Raw genomic sequence first — 17,612 nt, 5'->3', positions numbered from 1 at the left:
GATCCTGCGGCATGGCGGTGGCTGGCCGCTACTCCGTTTCGGCGGGGGCCGTCCGTGGCAGACCACGGCGGGCGAGTTCGCGTCGGAGGTCGAGATTCTCGCCGTGTGCCTGGGCGAGGGCATCCCGCAATGCCTTGTCGTTGTCGCGGAGTTGTTTCTTCAGTCGTGTGATCTCTGCGGTGAGGGCGAGGACGATGTTGCTCTCTGTGGCTCCGGCCGCGGCTGGAGCTGGAGCGGCTGCGGCCTGGTGCTGACGCCGGAGGTGTTCGATGCGTTCGCGCAGGGTGGGGTGGGTGTAGAGGAAGGAGTGTGAGACGCCCGCCTCGCGTTGGATGGACTGGAAGGTCACGGACTTGCCGCGCTTGACCAGGGTGCGGATGGCGGTCTCGGCGGCTTTCGTCTTGGCCTCGGACTTGCGGCGGGCGGCCTGGCTCAGGGTGTCGATACGGCGTTGCCGCTGGTCGTTCATGGTTGTGGCTTCCGGTGGCGGGTCAGGTCGATAGAGACGGGGGTAGGGGTGCTGGGGCTGCCGGCCCCCTGGATCGCGCGGCCGAGGTTGGCTCGCATCGCGCCCAGGAGCTTGACGAGGGCCTCGCGTTCGGCTCGGCGCTGGAGGAGCCAGACGTTGTCGTCGGGCATGGGCCGGCCGTGCCGCTGCTGGAAGCGTGTGGTGTTCCGTTCCATCAGTGTGGTCGTCTCGGCCAACTGCCGTTCCAAGATGTCCAGATGGCTGTCGTCGGTGACGAAGACGCCGCAGGTCAGGCAGGCATTGCCCTTCTCGCACTTCTGGAGGGGCGGCAGCAGGCAGTAGCCGTTGGGCAGGAATCGGTCGGCGCGGTCCAGTAGGTGCAGCGAGTCGTGGTCCTCCTGGGAGAAGACCACGCGGGTGCCGTCGGCTTTGAACTTGCGGGTGGCCAGGAACGCCTGCTCGGCGTGCTCCTCCCGGCGTGCGACGTAGTGCATGGACATCGTCGGTGTGGAGTGCCCCGCGTACCGTTGCAGGACGTGGACGGGCAGGCCGAGCTCGGCGAGTTTGGTCAGTTTGGTGTGCCGGAAGCGGTGGGTGTGGCTAAGGCGGATCGGACGCCCGGCTGCGTCGGTGATCTGTGTCAGATCGCTGAACAGCCCCAATGCCCGGCCGTAGTTGGAGTTGCCGTAGGGCTTCGTTCCGTGGGCGTTGGCACGCTTCTGCGGGAAGAGGTGCGGCGGGGCCCCTTCGGGGAACCGTTCGCGCAGCCACTGCCGTTGTTCTTCGATGATGGCGACGGCCTCCGCGTCGATCAGGATGTTGTCCGGCGCCTCGTCGATCTTGCTCTGGCCGTAGTGGAACCGGGCGACGGCTTCCCCTTCCGCGGCCTGGACGGCCGCGGCGGTGGCCGGGGAGAGACAGTCGAAGGTGCAGAGGCAGATCTCGCTGGCCCGGCGGCCGGTGAGAATCTGCAGCAGGAGCATCCGCATCAGCTGGGGATCGTCCTGGCCGGGAAGCTCGTGCACCAGGCCGTCGCGGGTGACGGTAGTCGTTCGGGTGCTCGGCTCGGCGAGCACGGGAAGACAGGTGGTGATCTGCGCCAGGGCATGATCATCGACATAGTGGGTCTCGTCGGCGACGGGCTGATGGCGTCGCAGTCGGGTGCGTTGCCGCAGCCAGATCGCGGGATGCGCCTCGGTCAACTCGTCCCAGGGCGAGGGACCCAGGACCTGCGCAGCCTCATGGCGGTGGTCGATGAGCAAGGTCATCAGTTCAGCGATGGCCCAGACATCCAGATTGACCTTGTTGGTGGAGACCTTCTCAGGTGGGCGGTTCACCGAGGACCGGTGACCTGGCTCGCAGGCCCAGCGCCGGAAGGCGGCGGCGAAGCTCCCGGCCTGAGCCGCGTCGCGGATCGCCTCGGCCGGATCATCGAGGATCTCCAACCAACGTGCGAAGCGCAGTAGGGCCGGGCTTCGCTGGCCTGTCAGGGTCGACCAGGTGATCGTCCCGGCCTCGAGGAGGGTGCCGAGGTGCCACTTGATCGCGTTCCGCACCCATGGCAGCCGCGCCGCCCCTGGGGAGCACCCAACCGATCGGCACGGTTCGCGCTCCCGCAGCGGAATGCGCGGATCGCAGCGCGGGTGCCAGGTATCCATCTCCCACCAGATGCCGTCGTGCAGACGGGCCGTCAGTGCCAGGCGCGGATAGCCGAGCAGGCGCTCCAGGCGGGCGCGCCGGCCCTTGTCGGCCGCTGGCAGCCGACCGTGCTGGTGGTGGAACCAGATGCCATGCAGTCGCAGGAGTTCCGTCTTCTCGACCCAGGCCAGGGAGTGCGGCAGCGGATATTCACTTTCGGCGGCCCAGGCCAGGACGGACGCGAACTGGTTGACCACATCGACCGCGACCTTCATCCCGTCCCGGTGCTGCCAGTGCGCCATCCACGCCAGCTCGTTGCGGAGCCGCTCGGGAACCCCGTGGAGGTGCACCGCGCGGCCCCGCCCCGCTTCGGCCATCGACTCCCAATTGCCAATGCCGGGACCGATGACCGTGCTGTGCCACTGGGGCGGCAGATCCGCAAGGATCCGGGTTACTGGATCGGCGACGGACGTGGGGACCAGTCGCAGTCGTGCCGTGCGGTCACCGGTCATGCTCGGTCCGCCATCCCGCGGTGTACGTCTTCCAGTTCGCTGCCGCCCGCAGGGCCTCGTCCTCGCTGACCCAACCGTAGAGGTCCAAAGTGGTCTGGACGTGTGCGTGCCCGAGTCGCCGGGAAACCACCCAGTCCGCCGTACCTGCCAGCAGCAGGGCGGTGGCGTGGCTGTGCCGGAACCAGTGCGCGCTCCAGTCCTTGGGGCCAAGGCCGCGGCGCTTGAGCGCGTCGATCTTGTCGCGGACCGTACCCTCCCGCAGCGCGGCCAGGAAGGGAGGACGCTGCAGGTTGACGAACAGGGAGTCATCCGCAGAGATAGGCATCCCCAACTCAGCGGCCCGCAGGGCAAGATGAGTCAGATAGTCGGCGTAGAGACGCTCCAGATCAGCGCCGACGTAGACGCGCCGGGCCCGCATCATCTTCACCCGGGCACCATTCGTGTTGTCCTCACGCGGCACGATCTCCACATGCGGAGTTGCCCCCTGCCCCATGACGAAGTCGCGAATTCGCAGGCCCAGCACCTCACCGATGCGCATCCCGCTGTCCGCGAGCAGCGCGAACAGGAACCGGTCGCGCAGGTTACCGACCCACTCGCCGCGTACGTCGTCCCAGATTGCGCAGCCGTCGAGGATCGCCTGGATCTGCTGGGGTAACAGGATCGGCGGCCGGTCGCGGCGCCTGGTCTTGCGCACCCGTACCAGCGAGGAAGGCCCGGCGGGCATGCCGACGTTCAAATGCGCGAGCAGCCCGCGGGCCGGGATGCGCCGTGGGGTGCCGCGCAGCAGCCGCTTGGCGACCGGTACCTCGTGCACCGCGTCCTGCCATCGGTAGAAGGAGATCAGCGCGGCGAGCCGGGACTCCAGCGTCGTGTCCTGCGGGACGGTCCCATCAGCGGTCGGGAGAAGTGCTGCGGACCGGCCGTTGCGTAGCCACGACAGATAGGCTGATACCGCCGGAACCCCCAGGTCACGCCATGCGGCGGCGTCATCACGCTGTTCCAGGAAGCTCCACCACTGCGCGAGCGCGGTGGCATAGGAGCGGACCGTGTTCGGTGACCACTCGGCCCGATGGGCTTCCAGCCACTCCTGAACCGGCACCACTGTCCGGTACGCGTCGTCGACGACTGTCCAAGTTCGGCCTCCGCTTGGTGGCTTGGCCGTGATGCTGTACGCCACGCTCGTTCACTCTCGTTGAAGAAACCCCGTCGATAGCACTGAAACAACGAGGGAGAACCACCGCGCGTCACGCTCGTCGTTGACGTAGGAGAGAGTCAGAGAGCTCCCGTTGATAAGCCGAGTACTGCTGGACGGCCGCGCACGCCTTCCACCCGGTCGGCAGCCGCGAGGCGGAAACCTGGGCCGCGGACAAACTCACCGCGATCCTCGCAGGACACGCCGAGCGCGCCGCCACCGAGATGTCCGCGCAGGCCGCAGCCGAACAACTTCCCGCCGCCCGCCGCGAGGCAGTCACCACCTGTCACCGCTACCTCACCGGCCACCTCAACCAGCTCCACTACGACACCGCACTCGCGGCCGGCTGGCCGATCGCGACCGGCGCCGTCGAAGGCGCCTGCCGACATCTGATCGCCGACCGCCTCGATATCACCGGCGCCCGCTGGGGACTCGACGGCGCCGAAGCTGTCCTCCAACTCCGCGCATTGATCACGAACGGCGACTTTGAGGACTACTGGAAATTCCACGCGGCCCGCGAACATCAACGCCTCTACCCCAGCCCTGACCAGCAGAACTACACCCTCACCGCTTGAACCCGACGGTCACTTCAGAGGATCCGCACCCAAAGGGGAAGCCCTCGGTCTGCACTGGGACGACGTCCACCTGGCGGAAGGCGTCCTCTACGTGCGCTGCACCCTCTCCGCGATCGACAACAACCGCCTCGTCATCACCACACCGAAGACCCGGTCGAGCCGCGGCTGGGTGGCCATCTCACCCCGCGTCGCCACCGCCCTCCGGCACCACGCAGGAACAACGCCCCGCACGTGCGGTGATCCTGACGACCCGTTCACCGGTCTCGTCTTCTGCCGCCCCGACGGCCGACCGCTCGGCCCGCACCAGGTCCTCGACCGTCTCCATCAACTGTCCGAAGAGGCCGGCGTCCCGCGGATCACGGTCCACGACCTGCGCCACCTGGCCGCCACCATCACCATCACCGCCGGCGTGCCGCTCACCGTCGTCTCCAAGACGCTGCGGCACTCCACCCTGTCGACCACCGCGAACATCTACAGCCACCTCACCCGGCAGGCAGCCCGCGAGGCCGTCGACACCATCGACCAGACCCTCACCGGAACCGAGAAGGCCAGCCGCCGCACGGACCATGCGTCGTGGCTGCGACCACCACGCGACCACATCCACCGGCTCCGCGAGGTTGTGCGCCGGCTCCGCTCCCCCGCTGTCCCCGGCTTCAGCGCCGCAGCCGACCACCCACAGACTGGACGTGCGACCACACTGCGACCACCATGGCTCCGGACGCGCGAAAGGCCGCCCTCTCGTTAGTGAGAGAACGGCCTCCGACCTGCTAAAAGCATGGTCGGGACGACAGGATTTGAACCTGCGACCCCTTGACCCCCAGCGCGAGCCCCAGAGCGCGAGCCGCGAGGCACTCCCTACTGGGCCCAGGAACTGGCGCATCACGCTTCGTCGCGAGCGGGCGTGGACAAGGTGCTGGCCGAACTCGAAACCGCGGCCAAGGAGCTCGCGCCAGCAAAAGCCCCGTTGGACAGCAACCACAACCGGCCAAGAAGATTTCGGCCGAGCTCGGCGCTCTGGCCGAAGCCATGGCCTCCGCGAAGAAGGAGTGCGCAGCGCTTGAGGACCAATATCGAGGAGCGGTTGAGGACTACCGGCGACTGGGACAGCGCGGATATCTCGCGCTGGCTGGCCTGAAAGCGGTCACCGCCGAGCACGAGGGCGTGGCTTTCGTCGAGACACAGGCCCGATCGCCGCGGCGCAGTGGCGGACGAACCGCGGAGCGAAAAAGCCCGGGATCAGGCACGCAACGACGCCGAGACTCTCCAGAAAACCATCCCATACACCCCGGCGGGGAAGTGCCAGTTTGCCGTACGAAGATCGGCGCCGACGGTGGCGCGCCGAGCTCGATCGCACAGCATCACCTGACGCACACGCCGTACCGAACCTGTCCGCCCTCCCTGAGCGTGCGAGGCTACCTCCTGTGTTCCACATGTCGGTTGACTGCATGCCGGGTCGTGTCCCGCGTCGTAGTGTAGGGGATCAAGCGTTACGCGTTCCGGTACGAGGCTCCTGACGATCTCCGCAGACCCAGCAGTCCACGAGGCGCCCTGCTGAGGCGAGTTGAACGCCTGGTCGGGCGAGCCACCGTCACTGACCTGCGGATTCCGGCGCCTTGATCGGCTACACCACCCGGTGGGACGCCATCACATGCCGACAGGACACCATCGTTGCTTGACTTCCACCCGGCATCAGTCCACCACTTGTAGCCTCAGGACGGCGCCCGAGATGAACATCCGCGTGGGCAGGAAGTGACTCGGCTCGTCTCACCACAAGTGCTACAGGCTGGGCATATGTACTGGCCAGGGCGACTCGCAGCCCAGCACGGAACCGCCAGAAAGGAACCGCCGACACGGCGGTCCAGGTCAGGTTCGTGGGCACCGGCAACGGCAAGGCCAACCGGGTCGAGCAACGGAAACTTGTGGCCACAAGCAACGCAACGGCGGAGTTCCCACCGGGTGCGGCATGAGGAACAGGCTGCAGCGAACAGGCCATCCGCACGAGGCTCGAACACTGTCTGGCGCTGCGCTCCCGTCTTGACACAGACCGGGCACACTTCGAGAAGCTCGGTCTTGGTGGCTGCGTCTTCCACCGCCGTGTACACGGTGCGCAGCCTCTGGGCTTCGTGCTGGGCTGCCCGCCCGCCGCCGCGGCGCCCTCGGGTTCCTTTTAGCAGCGTGGGAAGCCGGTCCAACTCCTCCGGACGCGCGGCACGCACGACCGCGACGCCGTCGGGGCGGGCTTCGAGCCAGCCGCAGTCCGCGAGAACGGACCGTTCGCCTGTGGACATGGGCACAGTGTGGGGATATTGGCGCGCGTCGGCGCCCAGGGTCGCCCACTGGATGGCCCGCACCAAACGGCTGACACTGAAAATGTCCAGTGGGGACAGGGGGGCCACGTCGGCGCCATGCTCGGGCGCGACGCTGTCGCGGTGCCCGATCCGATACGCGGACTGGACCACGTCAGTTTCCGCGTTCTGCCGCGGTTGAAGCAGGCCCGGATGGACGATGAGGTCGTTGTCGTCCTCGGCAGGCGGTCGGTTACGGCGGATGTCTGCGACCGAGGCAAGGTCGGGAGCTGCGCACAGGTCGGTCGTGACAGGCAGGACGCTCAGCGCCCGCTGTCCACGCCAGTGCAGGGTGAACTCGCCTGTCCGGGACCAGGTGACCGTCAACGGCGCGCCCCGCATGCGGAAGCGGGTGGTGCGGCCAGGGGCGGGAGCCGGCTGGTCGGCCTCCGGTGCAGCCTTGAGCAGCTTGCAGGCGAGTAGCAGAAGGAGAGCGGTGAAACGTTCGAAGCCGATGCGGACTTGCTGTCGGCGGCGGGCCACTTCGGCGGCCCCGGGACGCACGGCCTCGATCGCGGTGCATGCCTGCCAGAGCAGGGCCACCCGTCGGTAGTGCGGGTCGCTGCTGAACAGATTCGTCGGATGCAGTTCGCGGGGTGGTACGGAGCGATGGTCGACCGCGCGTGCCAGAGGCGAGCTCAGCATGATTTCCACCGACGCGAGGGACGATTCGAGTCTTCGCAGGCGCACCTCCGCGGCCGCCTGGTGCCTACCGGAGTCCTCGACGTTTCTCAACAGTCCGGTCAGCTCCCGTCGTGCCCGCCAAGAGCTCTCCTCGGAGGACATCAGCAGGCCATGTACATCGCCCACCATCCTGCTCAGGTCCCTCAGCTTGGCGATTCGCTGCTGCAGATGCGACCGCATCACGTTGAGGACGGCGACAGCCACCCGGTTCTCGTAGATGTCGGCGTCCTCCTCACTGCGCCTGGCCAGGAGACGGCTCGGCCGCACACCAGCAAGGGTGTACGAGTCCCAGTCCTCCGGGCGGGCAGCCAGACGTGCCGCCGCTCCAGTGGCGATGGAGCGTACCCGGGACGTCGGCAGAGTCTCCTCCACCGTGCGCAGGCGCGTGTACGGGCGGTGACACACCATACGCAGCTCACCGGACTCACGCTCGAAGAGGTCTTCCACCGGCAGCGCTTCCGTCTCGTCGGACACGTCGAGAATGATCGGCGGCATGGCCAGCCAGTCGTCGAGCGTAGTGGCCTCGGCCAGACGGACCGACAGCGACAACAGATGACGGACGAGAAGGGAGTCGAGATCCGGCTCAGTCGCTTCCCGACTCATCGCCGACCACGCGAGCGAATCTCGTCGTCCAGCAGGCGTTGCGTTGCCACGGGTTCGTGAGCGCTGTCGAACAGCATCAGGCTCTCGACGAGATCGGTGCGCAGCGTGTCGAGAGTGTCGGCATGGATGTCGTACCGTCCCCGGACGGAGCGGAGGATCCGCGCGGCCATGAGGTGGTCCAGTGCCTCTCCCGGACTGCCGCCGGCGGCGACGACGACGGGGGCGAACTCCTTGATCTGCAACTCCAGCCGGTTGCCCCAGCCGATGCGCATGTCCTCCGCGAAGCGTCTGCGCCAGTGCGTGTCGAGGAAGTCGATGATGCCGGCGGCCTGTGTCCCGTAAGCGGCCTGCGCTTCGGTGAATGCCTGGCTGAGACCTCGATGTGCGAGGGGTTCGGGCAGCGCGGTCGCCCTCTCCGGGAGGTCCGGGTGCTGCCAGGGCAGTTCCAGGACGAAGGCCCGGTCGTACGTCTTGTCGGCGAATCCGACGGTCGTCTCGTCGTGGTTGGCGGTTCCGATGAACCAGACGTTGTCCGGAACAGCGATGTGTGTTCCGTCAATGAGCAGGCTGGGAGGGTTTCTGACCGGCGCCGTGGTCAGCGCCAGTCTGGGCCGGTCCTTGATGGCGAGCGCCGACAGCACTCCGCTGAAGTACTGCTCGGGATGAGAGAGGTTCATCTCGTCGAGGACGATGAAGAAAGGCCGGTCCTTGAAGGCGGGGCACTGAGCGCGGTAAAGAGCCTTGGTGAACTCGGATTCATAGAAGATCCGGTCGAAGCTATTGTAGTAGCCCATCAGGTCCTGCGGGTCACGCCAGCCGGCCTGGACGGGGACCACGGCCACGCTGTTGTCGCTGCCGAAGGCGGCGGCGAGTGCACGGGCCAGGCCGGTCTTACCGATACCACTGATGCCCTGGAACAGGTGCAGGCGGCTCATCGCCATGCCTGCCAGGACTAGGCGCAGCTCTGACAGACCATAGGAGAGGCTGGCCTTCTGCCGGATGACCGCCTGCATCTGGCGCACGAGTTCGGCCAGTTCCGGCGTGTGTGGGTCGGACGGCCACGGCGTGCCGAACTCCCGGTCCATGTGGGAGCAGGCCGGGAAGGCATGACCCTCCTTGCCGACCTGGGCGGTGGCCTTGAGCTTGGCCGCTTCCTCATTGAGGAGTTGCTGGAGTTGGCCGTTGGCCGCGCTCAGCCAGTTGTTGACTTCCAGATAGTTCTGGCGTTCGTTGACCGCGATGCGATCACGTTGCAGGGCGGACTCCAGCTCTCCGCGCTCCCTGACCAGTTCTTCGTTGTCGGCGGCCAGTTGCATCACCTGCTGCCGCAGTTGCTCGAGCAGGCGCGCGTCAGCGCGTGGTGCTGTGGCGTTCTCCTCCGTCAGGCGAGCGTTCTCCGCGCGCAGTTCGGCCATGCGCTCGACAACCTGCTCGAGGGTCATGCCGCCGAGAGAGGCCAGTGCGCTGTCGTATGCGCCGAGGCGAGCGCTCAGGCGCGCATTTCCCTCAGTGACGGACGCCAGCCTGCGGCGGTCCTCTTCCACCTGCTGGAGCAGTTGGTCGGTTCGGCTTGCCACCTCGCGCTCGATCCGTTCCGCGCGGCCGACTTGCTGCTCCCTGAGCGCGGCTTTGAGCTGCGTGATGTCCTCACGTTCGTCTTCCAGCCGGAGCTGGGCCGACCGCACATCCCTCTCGCGCTGGGCGAGGTCGCTCTCACGCCGGTCCAGGGCCGCCTGCGCGTCCGCCAGGCGATGTTGCGCCTCGCTCCACCGGGTCCGCCAGGCTTCGTGTTCGGCCTCGAGAGCGTCCGCCGCCGTCCGGCGCTGGTCCGCCAGCCAGGCTTCTAGCTCTCGGCCAGCCTCCAGACGACGCTTTGCGAACTCTGTTTCGGCCGCTTGCTCTCGGTCGGACTGGTCGCGCTCCCTGCGGTCAAGGAGTTCTGTGCGGACGTCGAGTGACGCGCGCTGTTCCTGGAGGGCTGCGGCCTCCTCGGACTGGCGGGCGAGCGTGGCATCGAGCTCCTCGCGCTGAGCACGAAGTCGCTCCCCCTGTACCGCCAGGACGTCTATGGTTTCTGCCTGGCGCTTCGCGAGCGCGCGGTAGAGCTGCCAGGCCCGCTCGAGCTCGGAGGCCGCGCTGTCGGGCTCGTCACCTGCCGCGAGGACCACCTGGGCCTCGGCCGCGACCTCCTGTATCTCCGTGAGCAGCGCCGCAGTGCCGTCCTTGTCCTTCGGATCGGCGGTGGATCCCGCCGGAGCCGACTGAGGAACACGGGTGGCCGCAGTGCGCTGGGAGGCGGCTGGCTGGCCCGGCCACACCGCTCCCTTTACCTTGCCACGCGTTCGCGGCTGCCTCTTGCCCATGGCGTCAGTTCACTCTCTTGCTCGTGGTGGATCGGCCGCCGCTCAGACCGAGCAAATGGCGGGCTGCTTCGTAGGCGAGAGTCCGGATGTGTTCCAGCTCGTCGGGCGCCGGGGCACCGGTCGATCCGTGCGTCGCGTTATTGCGCAAAATCCGTGACCGGTCGAGATCTTCCAAGAGCGTGGGGCGCTGCCTGATGAACGTGCCGAAAGGATGGTGCGGGTTCTCTCCGGCTGCCCAGACAGCTCTGATGACGTCCCCCGCCAGACCGTTGGCCGGTTTGGCGCAGTATTTGCGCATGTCCGGTGGCACGGAGGTGGCACCCAAGCGCTCGGCGGTCAGCACGAATGCCCGCTCGCGCACCCCTTGCACTCTGGACGTCTGCAGTTGGGCGGGGAATCTTTCGTTGAGCCCGGGAAGTATGCACTCGAAGACGCGGATCGCGTTGCGTGCGGCATTCTCCCGCTCCCGCGCGGTGTCCTTGACGAGCGCCAACTCGATGTCCGCGAGATGGGTGAACACCTCCGGATGGTCCCGGATCTCCTCGCCGAGAATACGCACGACGTCGGCGCGGGCGTCCTCGGCGAGTTCTCGGTCGACTTTGCGGGCAGCGACTGTCCGATCGCGGCGGATCTTTCCGAGCAACTCGTCGATCAGCCGGCCCAACTGCTCGTCGCTCTCGGTGCGGATAGCCAGCAGGTCGGCAAAGAGCCGCCCGTCGCCCACCGCGAATGGGTCGTCAACGGTCCACATGCGCCCCGACCCGTCGTCGCCCTCGACGACGTAACACACCAGGTAGGCCGGGTTCGCGGTGCCGTGGAATCCGATCCGCTGAGCCGCCACCACGGTGTTGTCGCGGTCGCGGGAAGCTCCGCGAAGACCCCGAGCCGCCAAGTCGTGGCTTTTGCACGCTTCGAGCACATCCCGTTCCGACGGGCGCATCGACGTGCCGTTGGTCCGGAGCGTCAGTGCGCTGACCTCCCTGGACGCACCAGCAGTGCCGAACTGGATGGTGACCCAGCGACCACGGTGCTCCCGAAGGTCCGCGCGGACCGGATCTGCGATCAGGATGCGGGGCAGCAGCGCCCCGGAGGTGGGATCCTGGAAGACACGCAGGAGGCGGGGGTCCGTCTCCGCCACCTCTCCCTCGGCCACGGTCCGTCTCCCCGCCTCGGTCAGCGCAAGACCGGGCTCCAAGAGCCGACCCTCCACAAGCCGGGCGATCACTGTGCGGCACAGGGCGGTGTCGAGACCGATCAGCCGGCACATATCGCCCACGTCCGGAACTCCGGCGGCGCACAGGCGCAACACCACGGTCTGGAACACGTCCAAGGTGCGGGAGTAGCCGGTCGGTGCTGTCACCTGGTGGACCCACACGGGCAGCAGGACGGGCCGGTACCGTTGCCGCGGCGGGAAGGCCAGCTGGAAGACCGGGGTCTCACGGTCGAATGACACGGCCGTCCGTCCCCTTCCGGCACAGTTCCAGGAACGCGGCAAGAGGCTTGACCGCTGTGGGGCTCTCAAGCCCGAACATGTCGTCGTCCCCGACCACGGCGAGCAGTCGCTGCTGGCGGCTCATCGCCACGCACAGCCGGTTGGTGGCGGTCACATGGCCGTAGGCGCGCTTGGCATCGGTGCGTGCAGCCGGTGCGCAGCTGCGCACCGTGGAAAGGTACGTGACGGAGAACTCCATCCCTTGGAAGGCGTCGACAGTGCCGACCCGCAACCGGTCGAGCGGTGCACCGTCTTCGTCGCGGCAGAGCCGGGGCACGGGGCGCCATCCGCCCGCATCGGTGAACTCGGCGAGCCCGGCCTTCTTGAGTTCCTTCCAGACCTCGGTGACCTGTGCCGCGTAGAACGAGATGACTCCGAAGGTCATCCGCGGGTAGCGTTCGATCAGAGCGGCTATCTCCGCTGCGATGACAGCGGCTTCGGCGGGACGGGCTCGGCTTGTTCCCCGTTGTGTTTCGCCGCCGGCTGACAGCGGCACGGGAAGCCATACCGCAGGGACCTCGCCATATCGGTCGATACCGTGCACGAACTCGGCCGCATCACGGCCGTTGCGCAGTTGACGGTCGTAGAAGTTTTCGCTGACGAAGCTGCCGAGGACCGGGTGCATGCGGAACTGTGTGTCCAGGCGAACGAACCGGTGATGCCCGTCGGACGAACCACGCTCCCACTGCCGGGCCAGTCGCTGGAAGAGGCTTTCCTGCAACCGGTCGCGAATGTCGTCGCCGAGCGAGGTCAGTTCACGTTCCACATCGGGTTCCAGCATGTGCGGAAGCTGTTGGTGGTCCCCGACCAGCACGATCCTGCGGCGGGCCTGGGCAAGCGGGATGAGGAGGTCCAGTGGGTTGGCCCGGGCCGCCTCGTCGACGATGACGGACTCGAACACCCCGTCCTGACGGCCGACGGCGACCATGGCTTTGGAGACGGCCTGCTGGCAGGTCGAGGCGAGCGAGACGGTGTAGGCGCGGAGGGTGTTGTCGACGCCTTCTGGATCGCTGCGCAGGTCGTCCCGGTAGTCGAGCAGCGCCGCCGCTATGGCGTCGGGTGACCGGGTCACGGCTTCCGCGAGTTGCGCGGCGAGCCGGTCCAGGAGGTCGACGATGGCGGGATCGGCCACGGTGACCTCGGGCAGCCGGATGCGCCCGGTGAGACTGTCGAGCAAGACGTCGCGCAACCCGGAGAGCGAATCGAGCAGTTCGGGCGGCGGCGACGTGGCGGTGACCGCCGCCCGCAGCGGCTCCTTGTACGAGATGCCATCCAGCAGCGGGCTGTCGGCGAGATCGAGCCGCGTCAGCAGTGCTCGGGCGGTGCGGGGCCCGTCGTCCTGGAATCCGGTCGGGGTACAGCGTAGAGCCCGGATGTACGGCAGGAGGTCCGCGCGAAACTCGGGGTCGGCCACTGCGGCGGCCCGCATGCGCTGCTTCTGGGCACTGTCCCTGCGACTACGGAGTTCTGATATCAGGGACGCCTCAGCGATGTCGCCCAGTTGGTCGAGCACCTGGTCGAGGAACTGGGGCATGAACTCGGGCGGGACCGGTGCCACCCGGTAGGTGGCGGCCAACTCGGCGGCGGCTCGCTGGGCAGCCAGATAACGTCCTGTCGGGCGATCACGCAGCCGTAGGTCGGCGGCGCGGGCCGCCTCGATACGCCAGGTGTCAAGCGCGACTTTACTGCCTCGGCCTCGGGAATCCACCTTGAGCGGAGGCAACCCGAAGACCCAGCCACGAGTGACCAGGTGATCCACCGCGGCGTGCTGGAAACTCGTCAGCAGGGTACTGCCGGCGACATCCCCGCCCTGGGCGAGGTCGCCCAGTTGGTTGACCAGAGCGGCGATCACCTGCGTCTTTCCTGTACCCGGCGGTCCTTGAATGATCGCCACATCGGGGGTGTTGAGGGCGGTGAGTACCGCTTCCCGCTGCGCCGGCGTCGGCCCGTGGGGAGCGAAGCAGTTGAGTGCGGAACGGGAGAGCTCGGTGATCCGCCGTTGGGCCGGCTGCGGCCAGGAACGGCCCTCCAGCAGAGTCGGCAGCGCGGGAATGTGCGTCCCGTCGGTGCGCAGCTTCTGCATGGCTTTCTCGCGCCGGTCGAGCCGGCGCTGATCACCGCGGTGTGCCAGGTAGAGCCACCCCTGGGACGGCGGGTCCTGCTGGTCGTTGAGAGTTGCGGCAAGCCGCAGCGTCTCGGTGACGGTGTCGTATCCGAGTGGTTCGCCGACCCATGCACGTACCTTCTGCGCGCGGGACGCCTCCAGCCACTCCCGATCGGTCATCGCGGTGTCCGTCACGGAGGCCGGAACCTCCGCAGCCGCCTCGATCTCGGCGCGTTCGACCGCTGTCGTGTTCTCCAGGGCAGCTCGTGTGCGGGGCAGCGCACGGTTGAGATCCACCGTGAAAGCGCAACGGCCGTCGGGCTCGACCTTGACGTTGGTGTACCGAATGGTTCCGAAGTCGCGGATACGTCCCCTGATGTGGCGGGCCTCCAGTTCCTGGTACCTGTCCCACATGGCCAGGTAACTGTTCTGGCTGGCCACCAGATCGAGTCCCTGCTGGATTCTCTCCCGGTCGCGCTGTCTGGCCGTCATGTCGCGGAACTCGACAGAACCGACGGCCAGCGCCTTCCGACCGGTGCCGAGCCGGTCGTGGACCGAGCTGAGCAGGCGGACGATGCGGTAACCGGCACTGTGTTTCTCGACGTCGGCCATGAGCCCGGGCCCGTGCACCCGAAACCCGGCTGCGAAACTTCCGGCTGGTCCGGCCGAGACCACCATGCGCCTGGCGTCTGCGGGAGCCCCGGGACGTGGGCGCAGGAAGAGTTCGCGTCTCATGAAGTCCAATGCGGACCCGACGTTGACGGTGTCCGCCCGGTCCGCGTACTTCGTGGCGTCCTCGAGAACGGCGTCATTGACGTCGAGCAGAAGTCCGGAGCTGAGCGGAACCGCGAGCCCCACGGCGGGCGCGTAGATGTGCGCCCGCAAGGTGAACGGTTGATCGGCACCTGACGCGGACGCGTTGGGCCTTCCGGCACGAGGCCGCTGCGGCGTGACAGCCGCGGGCGGCTGCGGCCGGACGGGATGAGCGGTCACCGTCACACAACTGGTCCCGGCTGCCACGACCTCGTCGAGCTTTCGTTCGTCCTCAGGACTCGCCGGCTTGACTCCGAACGTGGCGGTCTCGGTGACCAGGTCGAGTTGGCCTGTGGGCCGACGATACAGGCGGACCTCGCTGCCGTCGGGAATGGTCTGGTCGGTGAACCCCTGCGGCACTCGACGCCAGTGGAATGACAGCAAGACGGGCTCTCCGGGCATACGAGCCGGCATGACCGGCCCCTTGGGCCGAACGCTCATCCGCTCGCCCCCAGAGCCATCAGGCATACCCAGCGGTGGATGACGCCTGGCTCCCCGAAGTGGAGCGTCCAGGTGCGACCGTCGACGGGTACGGTTGCCTGGCTTCCCTGGCCGATCTCCCGCCATGGCCGCCCGTCCTGATGGTCCAGCCAGAGGCTGTCGCGTGAAAGATTCAGCACCGTGGCGTCCCGGCCCTGGAACTGCAGCTGGGCGACCACAGCGTCGGGCCGATCCGGTGCAGGGGAGGTATGGCGAGCGGTCAGTGTTGTCCAGGCACCGGAGCGCAGCACGGTGAAGTCGGGCAGCGGCACCTCTGTCAGCTCGACACCAGGGACATCGTCGCCGCTGCCCGACTGGGCTTCGGGCTCGATACCCACCGGCCCGGTCAGTCCGTGGCGCAGCACCCAGACTCGTTCTCTGGGCCTCCCGCAGGCGAGGCAGGAGGGCGCGACGGCACGGTAGGTCCACCCACACTCCGGGCACCCGACGGTCTGTCCCGCCGCGGAGTGCAGGGCTGCGGCCCACCGGGCAGCAGGGGGCCGGAGCAGAGGATCGCCCACGGCGTTCACGAAGCACTGGGTGGCCAGGTCCCACAGCTGACCGGACAGCAGTTCCTGTCGGGGCGCGATGCCCGACGTGCACTCGTTGGTGTGGTCAGTGGGGTGATCGATCCAGGGAAGGCGAAAGCAGTCCGCGTACTCCTGTTGATAGGCCGGGTCGGAGTCCAGGACCTCATCGCCTCGAAACGGGTGACTCGCCGTGAGGGTCTCGAAGATCAGCACGCCGAGTGCGTGCGCGTCAGCCAACGTGGTGGCGCCGCTGCGCCCCGACACGATCTCCGGTGCCCCGTAGCCCGGAGTGTGGACCGGTGCGGATTCGACTGTCGAGACCAGGCCGAGATTGTCCACGTCGATGAGCCGGATCTCGTGCTGCTCGGGGGCGGCGGAGACCAGAACGTTCGACGGCGACAGGTCCTGGTACACAATGGCGCGCGCATGAAGAAGGGCGACGGCGTCCGCGAGTTTGGCCAGCAGTCGCAGTCGGCGTTCCAGCCCTCCGGTGCGTATGTACCAGGCTGCCAGGTCCTCCTCGTCGGGGACGCACAAGGTGTCCAACGGAACCATTTCGTCGGCCAGTTCCATCACGTAGCCCAGCTTCGGCGGAGCGAGCAGGGCCAGCACGCCGGCCAGCGGGACACCGGCCAGCGGCAGGCGCTGGATGCGGCGCAGTCGGGCGTGAACGGCCTCTGCCGCTTCCTGGTTCGCGGCAGTGATCATCTTGACGGCAGTGCGTCCGCCTCGGGCCAGCCACACCTCGCCCTGGCCGCCGGCTCCGATCGAGTGGGTCAGTGACCACAGTTGGTGGTACTCGTCCTCGACGGGCCGCAGCAGACCGCCAAGGTCCCAGCGCGATGCCACTGGTTGGATTCCTCTCGCCGCGTGCCTCAGCCGACTCAGGCGCCGAAGTCGGACAGGTCCTCGGGGCTCAGCACCGGTGTCCGGTCCGGCCGGGTGCTCTGGGCACGCTGAGTGACGGTGACCGTGACCCAGCGGAAGTACTGCTGGATGCGTCCGACGTCCTGTGCCTCGAACACACCGTTGGCCTCGTCGCTGACGAAACGGCGGAGCACGGCCTTGGCCTGCTCGGTCATGTCAGGACCGATGGCGATCGCCAGTCGGTTGGCCTTGGCGCCCTTCGGGGAGTCGAGCAAGGAGTCGAGGGCTTCCTCCCACTCATCGGTGGGCATCCCGTCGGACACGAGGACGAGAGTGGGAGAGAAAGCCCGGGCCGGGACAACGGACTCGTCGCGCAGAACCACACCAGCGAGTTCGAGGGCCGCGCCGAGCGGGGTACCACCCCGGGCCTCCATATCGGTCCAGGAACCCTCCGCTGCGGGCACCAGTTCCTGGTGCAGGACAGCCCGATCCTGACTGAAGGCGATCACTCCGACATGGATGACGCCTCGCCCGACGTCGGCCGTCGCGAAGTCGCCGAGCATTCGGCGGATGCACTCGTTGAGCACATCGATCTTCTCCTGGGGCTCCCCCATGCTTCCGCTCACGTCCGCCAGCACAAGTACCGGTAACGGACGCGCCTTCGCGGCCATGAAACGCGGCGCAACACCCACGACGTCCCCCCATCGTCCTCACCGCACTGACAGCTGCAAACCGACGCGCCTGGTTGCGGCAAGGTCATTCCTGACGCTGAGGCAGACAAGGTACTACGAATTACGCCGGACGGTATTCCCACGACTTGAACACCGTCGGGAGGGTCTGCGAATCGCTGCCAGGGACAGTACGTCTGCCTGGACGACACGAATAGGAACAATCAACGGCGGCAGGTGCGCTTGTCGTTCCCCGGCTAGCGGTCACCGCTAGACG

At 67.5% G+C, this 17,612-nt stretch carries 10 protein-coding genes and 1 pseudogene; 2 read left to right on the top strand and 9 right to left on the bottom strand.

The window, feature by feature from the left end; all coding sequences use genetic code 11:
* Window positions 1-28: 28 nt before the first annotated feature.
* The 3 genes from OG747_RS41415 to OG747_RS41405 are packed head-to-tail and all read right to left on the bottom strand — an operon-like array spanning window position 29 to window position 3,718.
* Window positions 29-469, bottom strand: coding sequence for a DUF6262 family protein (locus OG747_RS41415; RefSeq protein ID WP_331765064.1), 441 nt, complete (start codon window positions 467-469; stop codon window positions 29-31).
* Window positions 466-2,619: a tyrosine-type recombinase/integrase gene (locus OG747_RS41410; RefSeq protein ID WP_331765065.1), complete on the bottom strand. Its 2,154-nt coding sequence runs from the start codon at window positions 2,617-2,619 to the stop codon at window positions 466-468. Before OG747_RS41410 ends, OG747_RS41415 begins: the two co-directional genes overlap by 4 nt.
* Window positions 2,609-3,718 (bottom strand): tyrosine-type recombinase/integrase, encoded by a 1,110-nt coding sequence (locus OG747_RS41405; RefSeq protein ID WP_405884483.1) that lies wholly within the window; start codon window positions 3,716-3,718, stop codon window positions 2,609-2,611. Before OG747_RS41405 ends, OG747_RS41410 begins: the two co-directional genes overlap by 11 nt.
* A 194-nt stretch (window positions 3,719-3,912) precedes the next feature.
* On the opposite strand from OG747_RS41405, the pseudogene OG747_RS41400 reads away from it, so the two are divergent.
* Together OG747_RS41400 and OG747_RS41395 are read left to right on the top strand one after the other, a co-directional pair.
* Window positions 3,913-4,386, top strand: a pseudogene (locus OG747_RS41400) (ISKra4 family transposase); the annotation flags it as partial.
* Window positions 4,298-5,131, top strand: coding sequence for a site-specific integrase (locus OG747_RS41395; protein WP_405884482.1), 834 nt, complete (start codon window positions 4,298-4,300; stop codon window positions 5,129-5,131). The pseudogene OG747_RS41400 and the gene OG747_RS41395, both read left to right, overlap by 89 nt.
* A gap of 964 nt (window positions 5,132-6,095) precedes the next feature.
* On the opposite strand, the gene OG747_RS41390 is transcribed toward OG747_RS41395, so the two are convergent.
* From OG747_RS41390 to OG747_RS41365, 6 genes are all read right to left on the bottom strand, one after another.
* Window positions 6,096-8,018 carry a DUF2357 domain-containing protein gene (locus tag OG747_RS41390; protein WP_405884481.1) on the bottom strand — a complete coding sequence of 641 codons (1,923 nt, stop codon included), beginning with the start codon at window positions 8,016-8,018 and terminating at the stop codon, window positions 6,096-6,098.
* Complete coding sequence (locus OG747_RS41385; RefSeq protein ID WP_405884480.1) at window positions 8,015-10,381, bottom strand: hypothetical protein; 2,367 nt, start codon at window positions 10,379-10,381, stop codon at window positions 8,015-8,017. Before OG747_RS41385 ends, OG747_RS41390 begins: the two co-directional genes overlap by 4 nt.
* A 4-nt stretch (window positions 10,382-10,385) precedes the next feature.
* Window positions 10,386-11,711: a hypothetical protein gene (locus tag OG747_RS41380; RefSeq protein ID WP_405884479.1), complete on the bottom strand. Its 1,326-nt coding sequence runs from the start codon at window positions 11,709-11,711 to the stop codon at window positions 10,386-10,388.
* 106 nt (window positions 11,712-11,817) lie between these two features.
* On the bottom strand, window positions 11,818-15,204 hold the full coding sequence (locus OG747_RS41375; protein ID WP_405884478.1) for a DEAD/DEAH box helicase: 3,387 nt from the start codon (window positions 15,202-15,204) through the stop codon (window positions 11,818-11,820).
* A gap of 23 nt (window positions 15,205-15,227) precedes the next feature.
* Window positions 15,228-16,649: a protein kinase domain-containing protein gene (locus OG747_RS41370; RefSeq protein WP_405884477.1), complete on the bottom strand. Its 1,422-nt coding sequence runs from the start codon at window positions 16,647-16,649 to the stop codon at window positions 15,228-15,230.
* Window positions 16,650-16,684: 35 nt separating this feature from the next.
* Window positions 16,685-17,338: a vWA domain-containing protein gene (locus OG747_RS41365; protein WP_405885975.1), complete on the bottom strand. Its 654-nt coding sequence runs from the start codon at window positions 17,336-17,338 to the stop codon at window positions 16,685-16,687.
* Window positions 17,339-17,612 lie beyond the last annotated feature (274 nt).

Origin of the sequence: Streptomyces sp. NBC_01384 (assembly GCF_045040035.1) — a bacterium.
Lineage (GTDB): Bacteria > Actinomycetota > Actinomycetes > Streptomycetales > Streptomycetaceae > Streptomyces.
The sequence above is the reverse complement of the archived record's forward strand: the minus strand, read 5'-3'. Positions and strand labels throughout refer to the sequence as shown.

Coding starts and splice junctions, on each gene's coding strand:
- OG747_RS41415 (WP_331765064.1), bottom strand. CDS start 469: ATGAACGACCAGCGGCAACGCCGTATCGACACCCTGAGCCAGGCCGCC.
- OG747_RS41410 (WP_331765065.1), bottom strand. CDS start 2,619: ATGACCGGTGACCGCACGGCACGACTGCGACTGGTCCCCACGTCCGTC.
- OG747_RS41390 (WP_405884481.1), bottom strand. CDS start 8,018: ATGAGTCGGGAAGCGACTGAGCCGGATCTCGACTCCCTTCTCGTCCGT.
- OG747_RS41385 (WP_405884480.1), bottom strand. CDS start 10,381: ATGGGCAAGAGGCAGCCGCGAACGCGTGGCAAGGTAAAGGGAGCGGTG.
- OG747_RS41375 (WP_405884478.1), bottom strand. CDS start 15,204: ATGCCGGCTCGTATGCCCGGAGAGCCCGTCTTGCTGTCATTCCACTGG.
- OG747_RS41365 (WP_405885975.1), bottom strand. CDS start 17,338: ATGGCCGCGAAGGCGCGTCCGTTACCGGTACTTGTGCTGGCGGACGTG.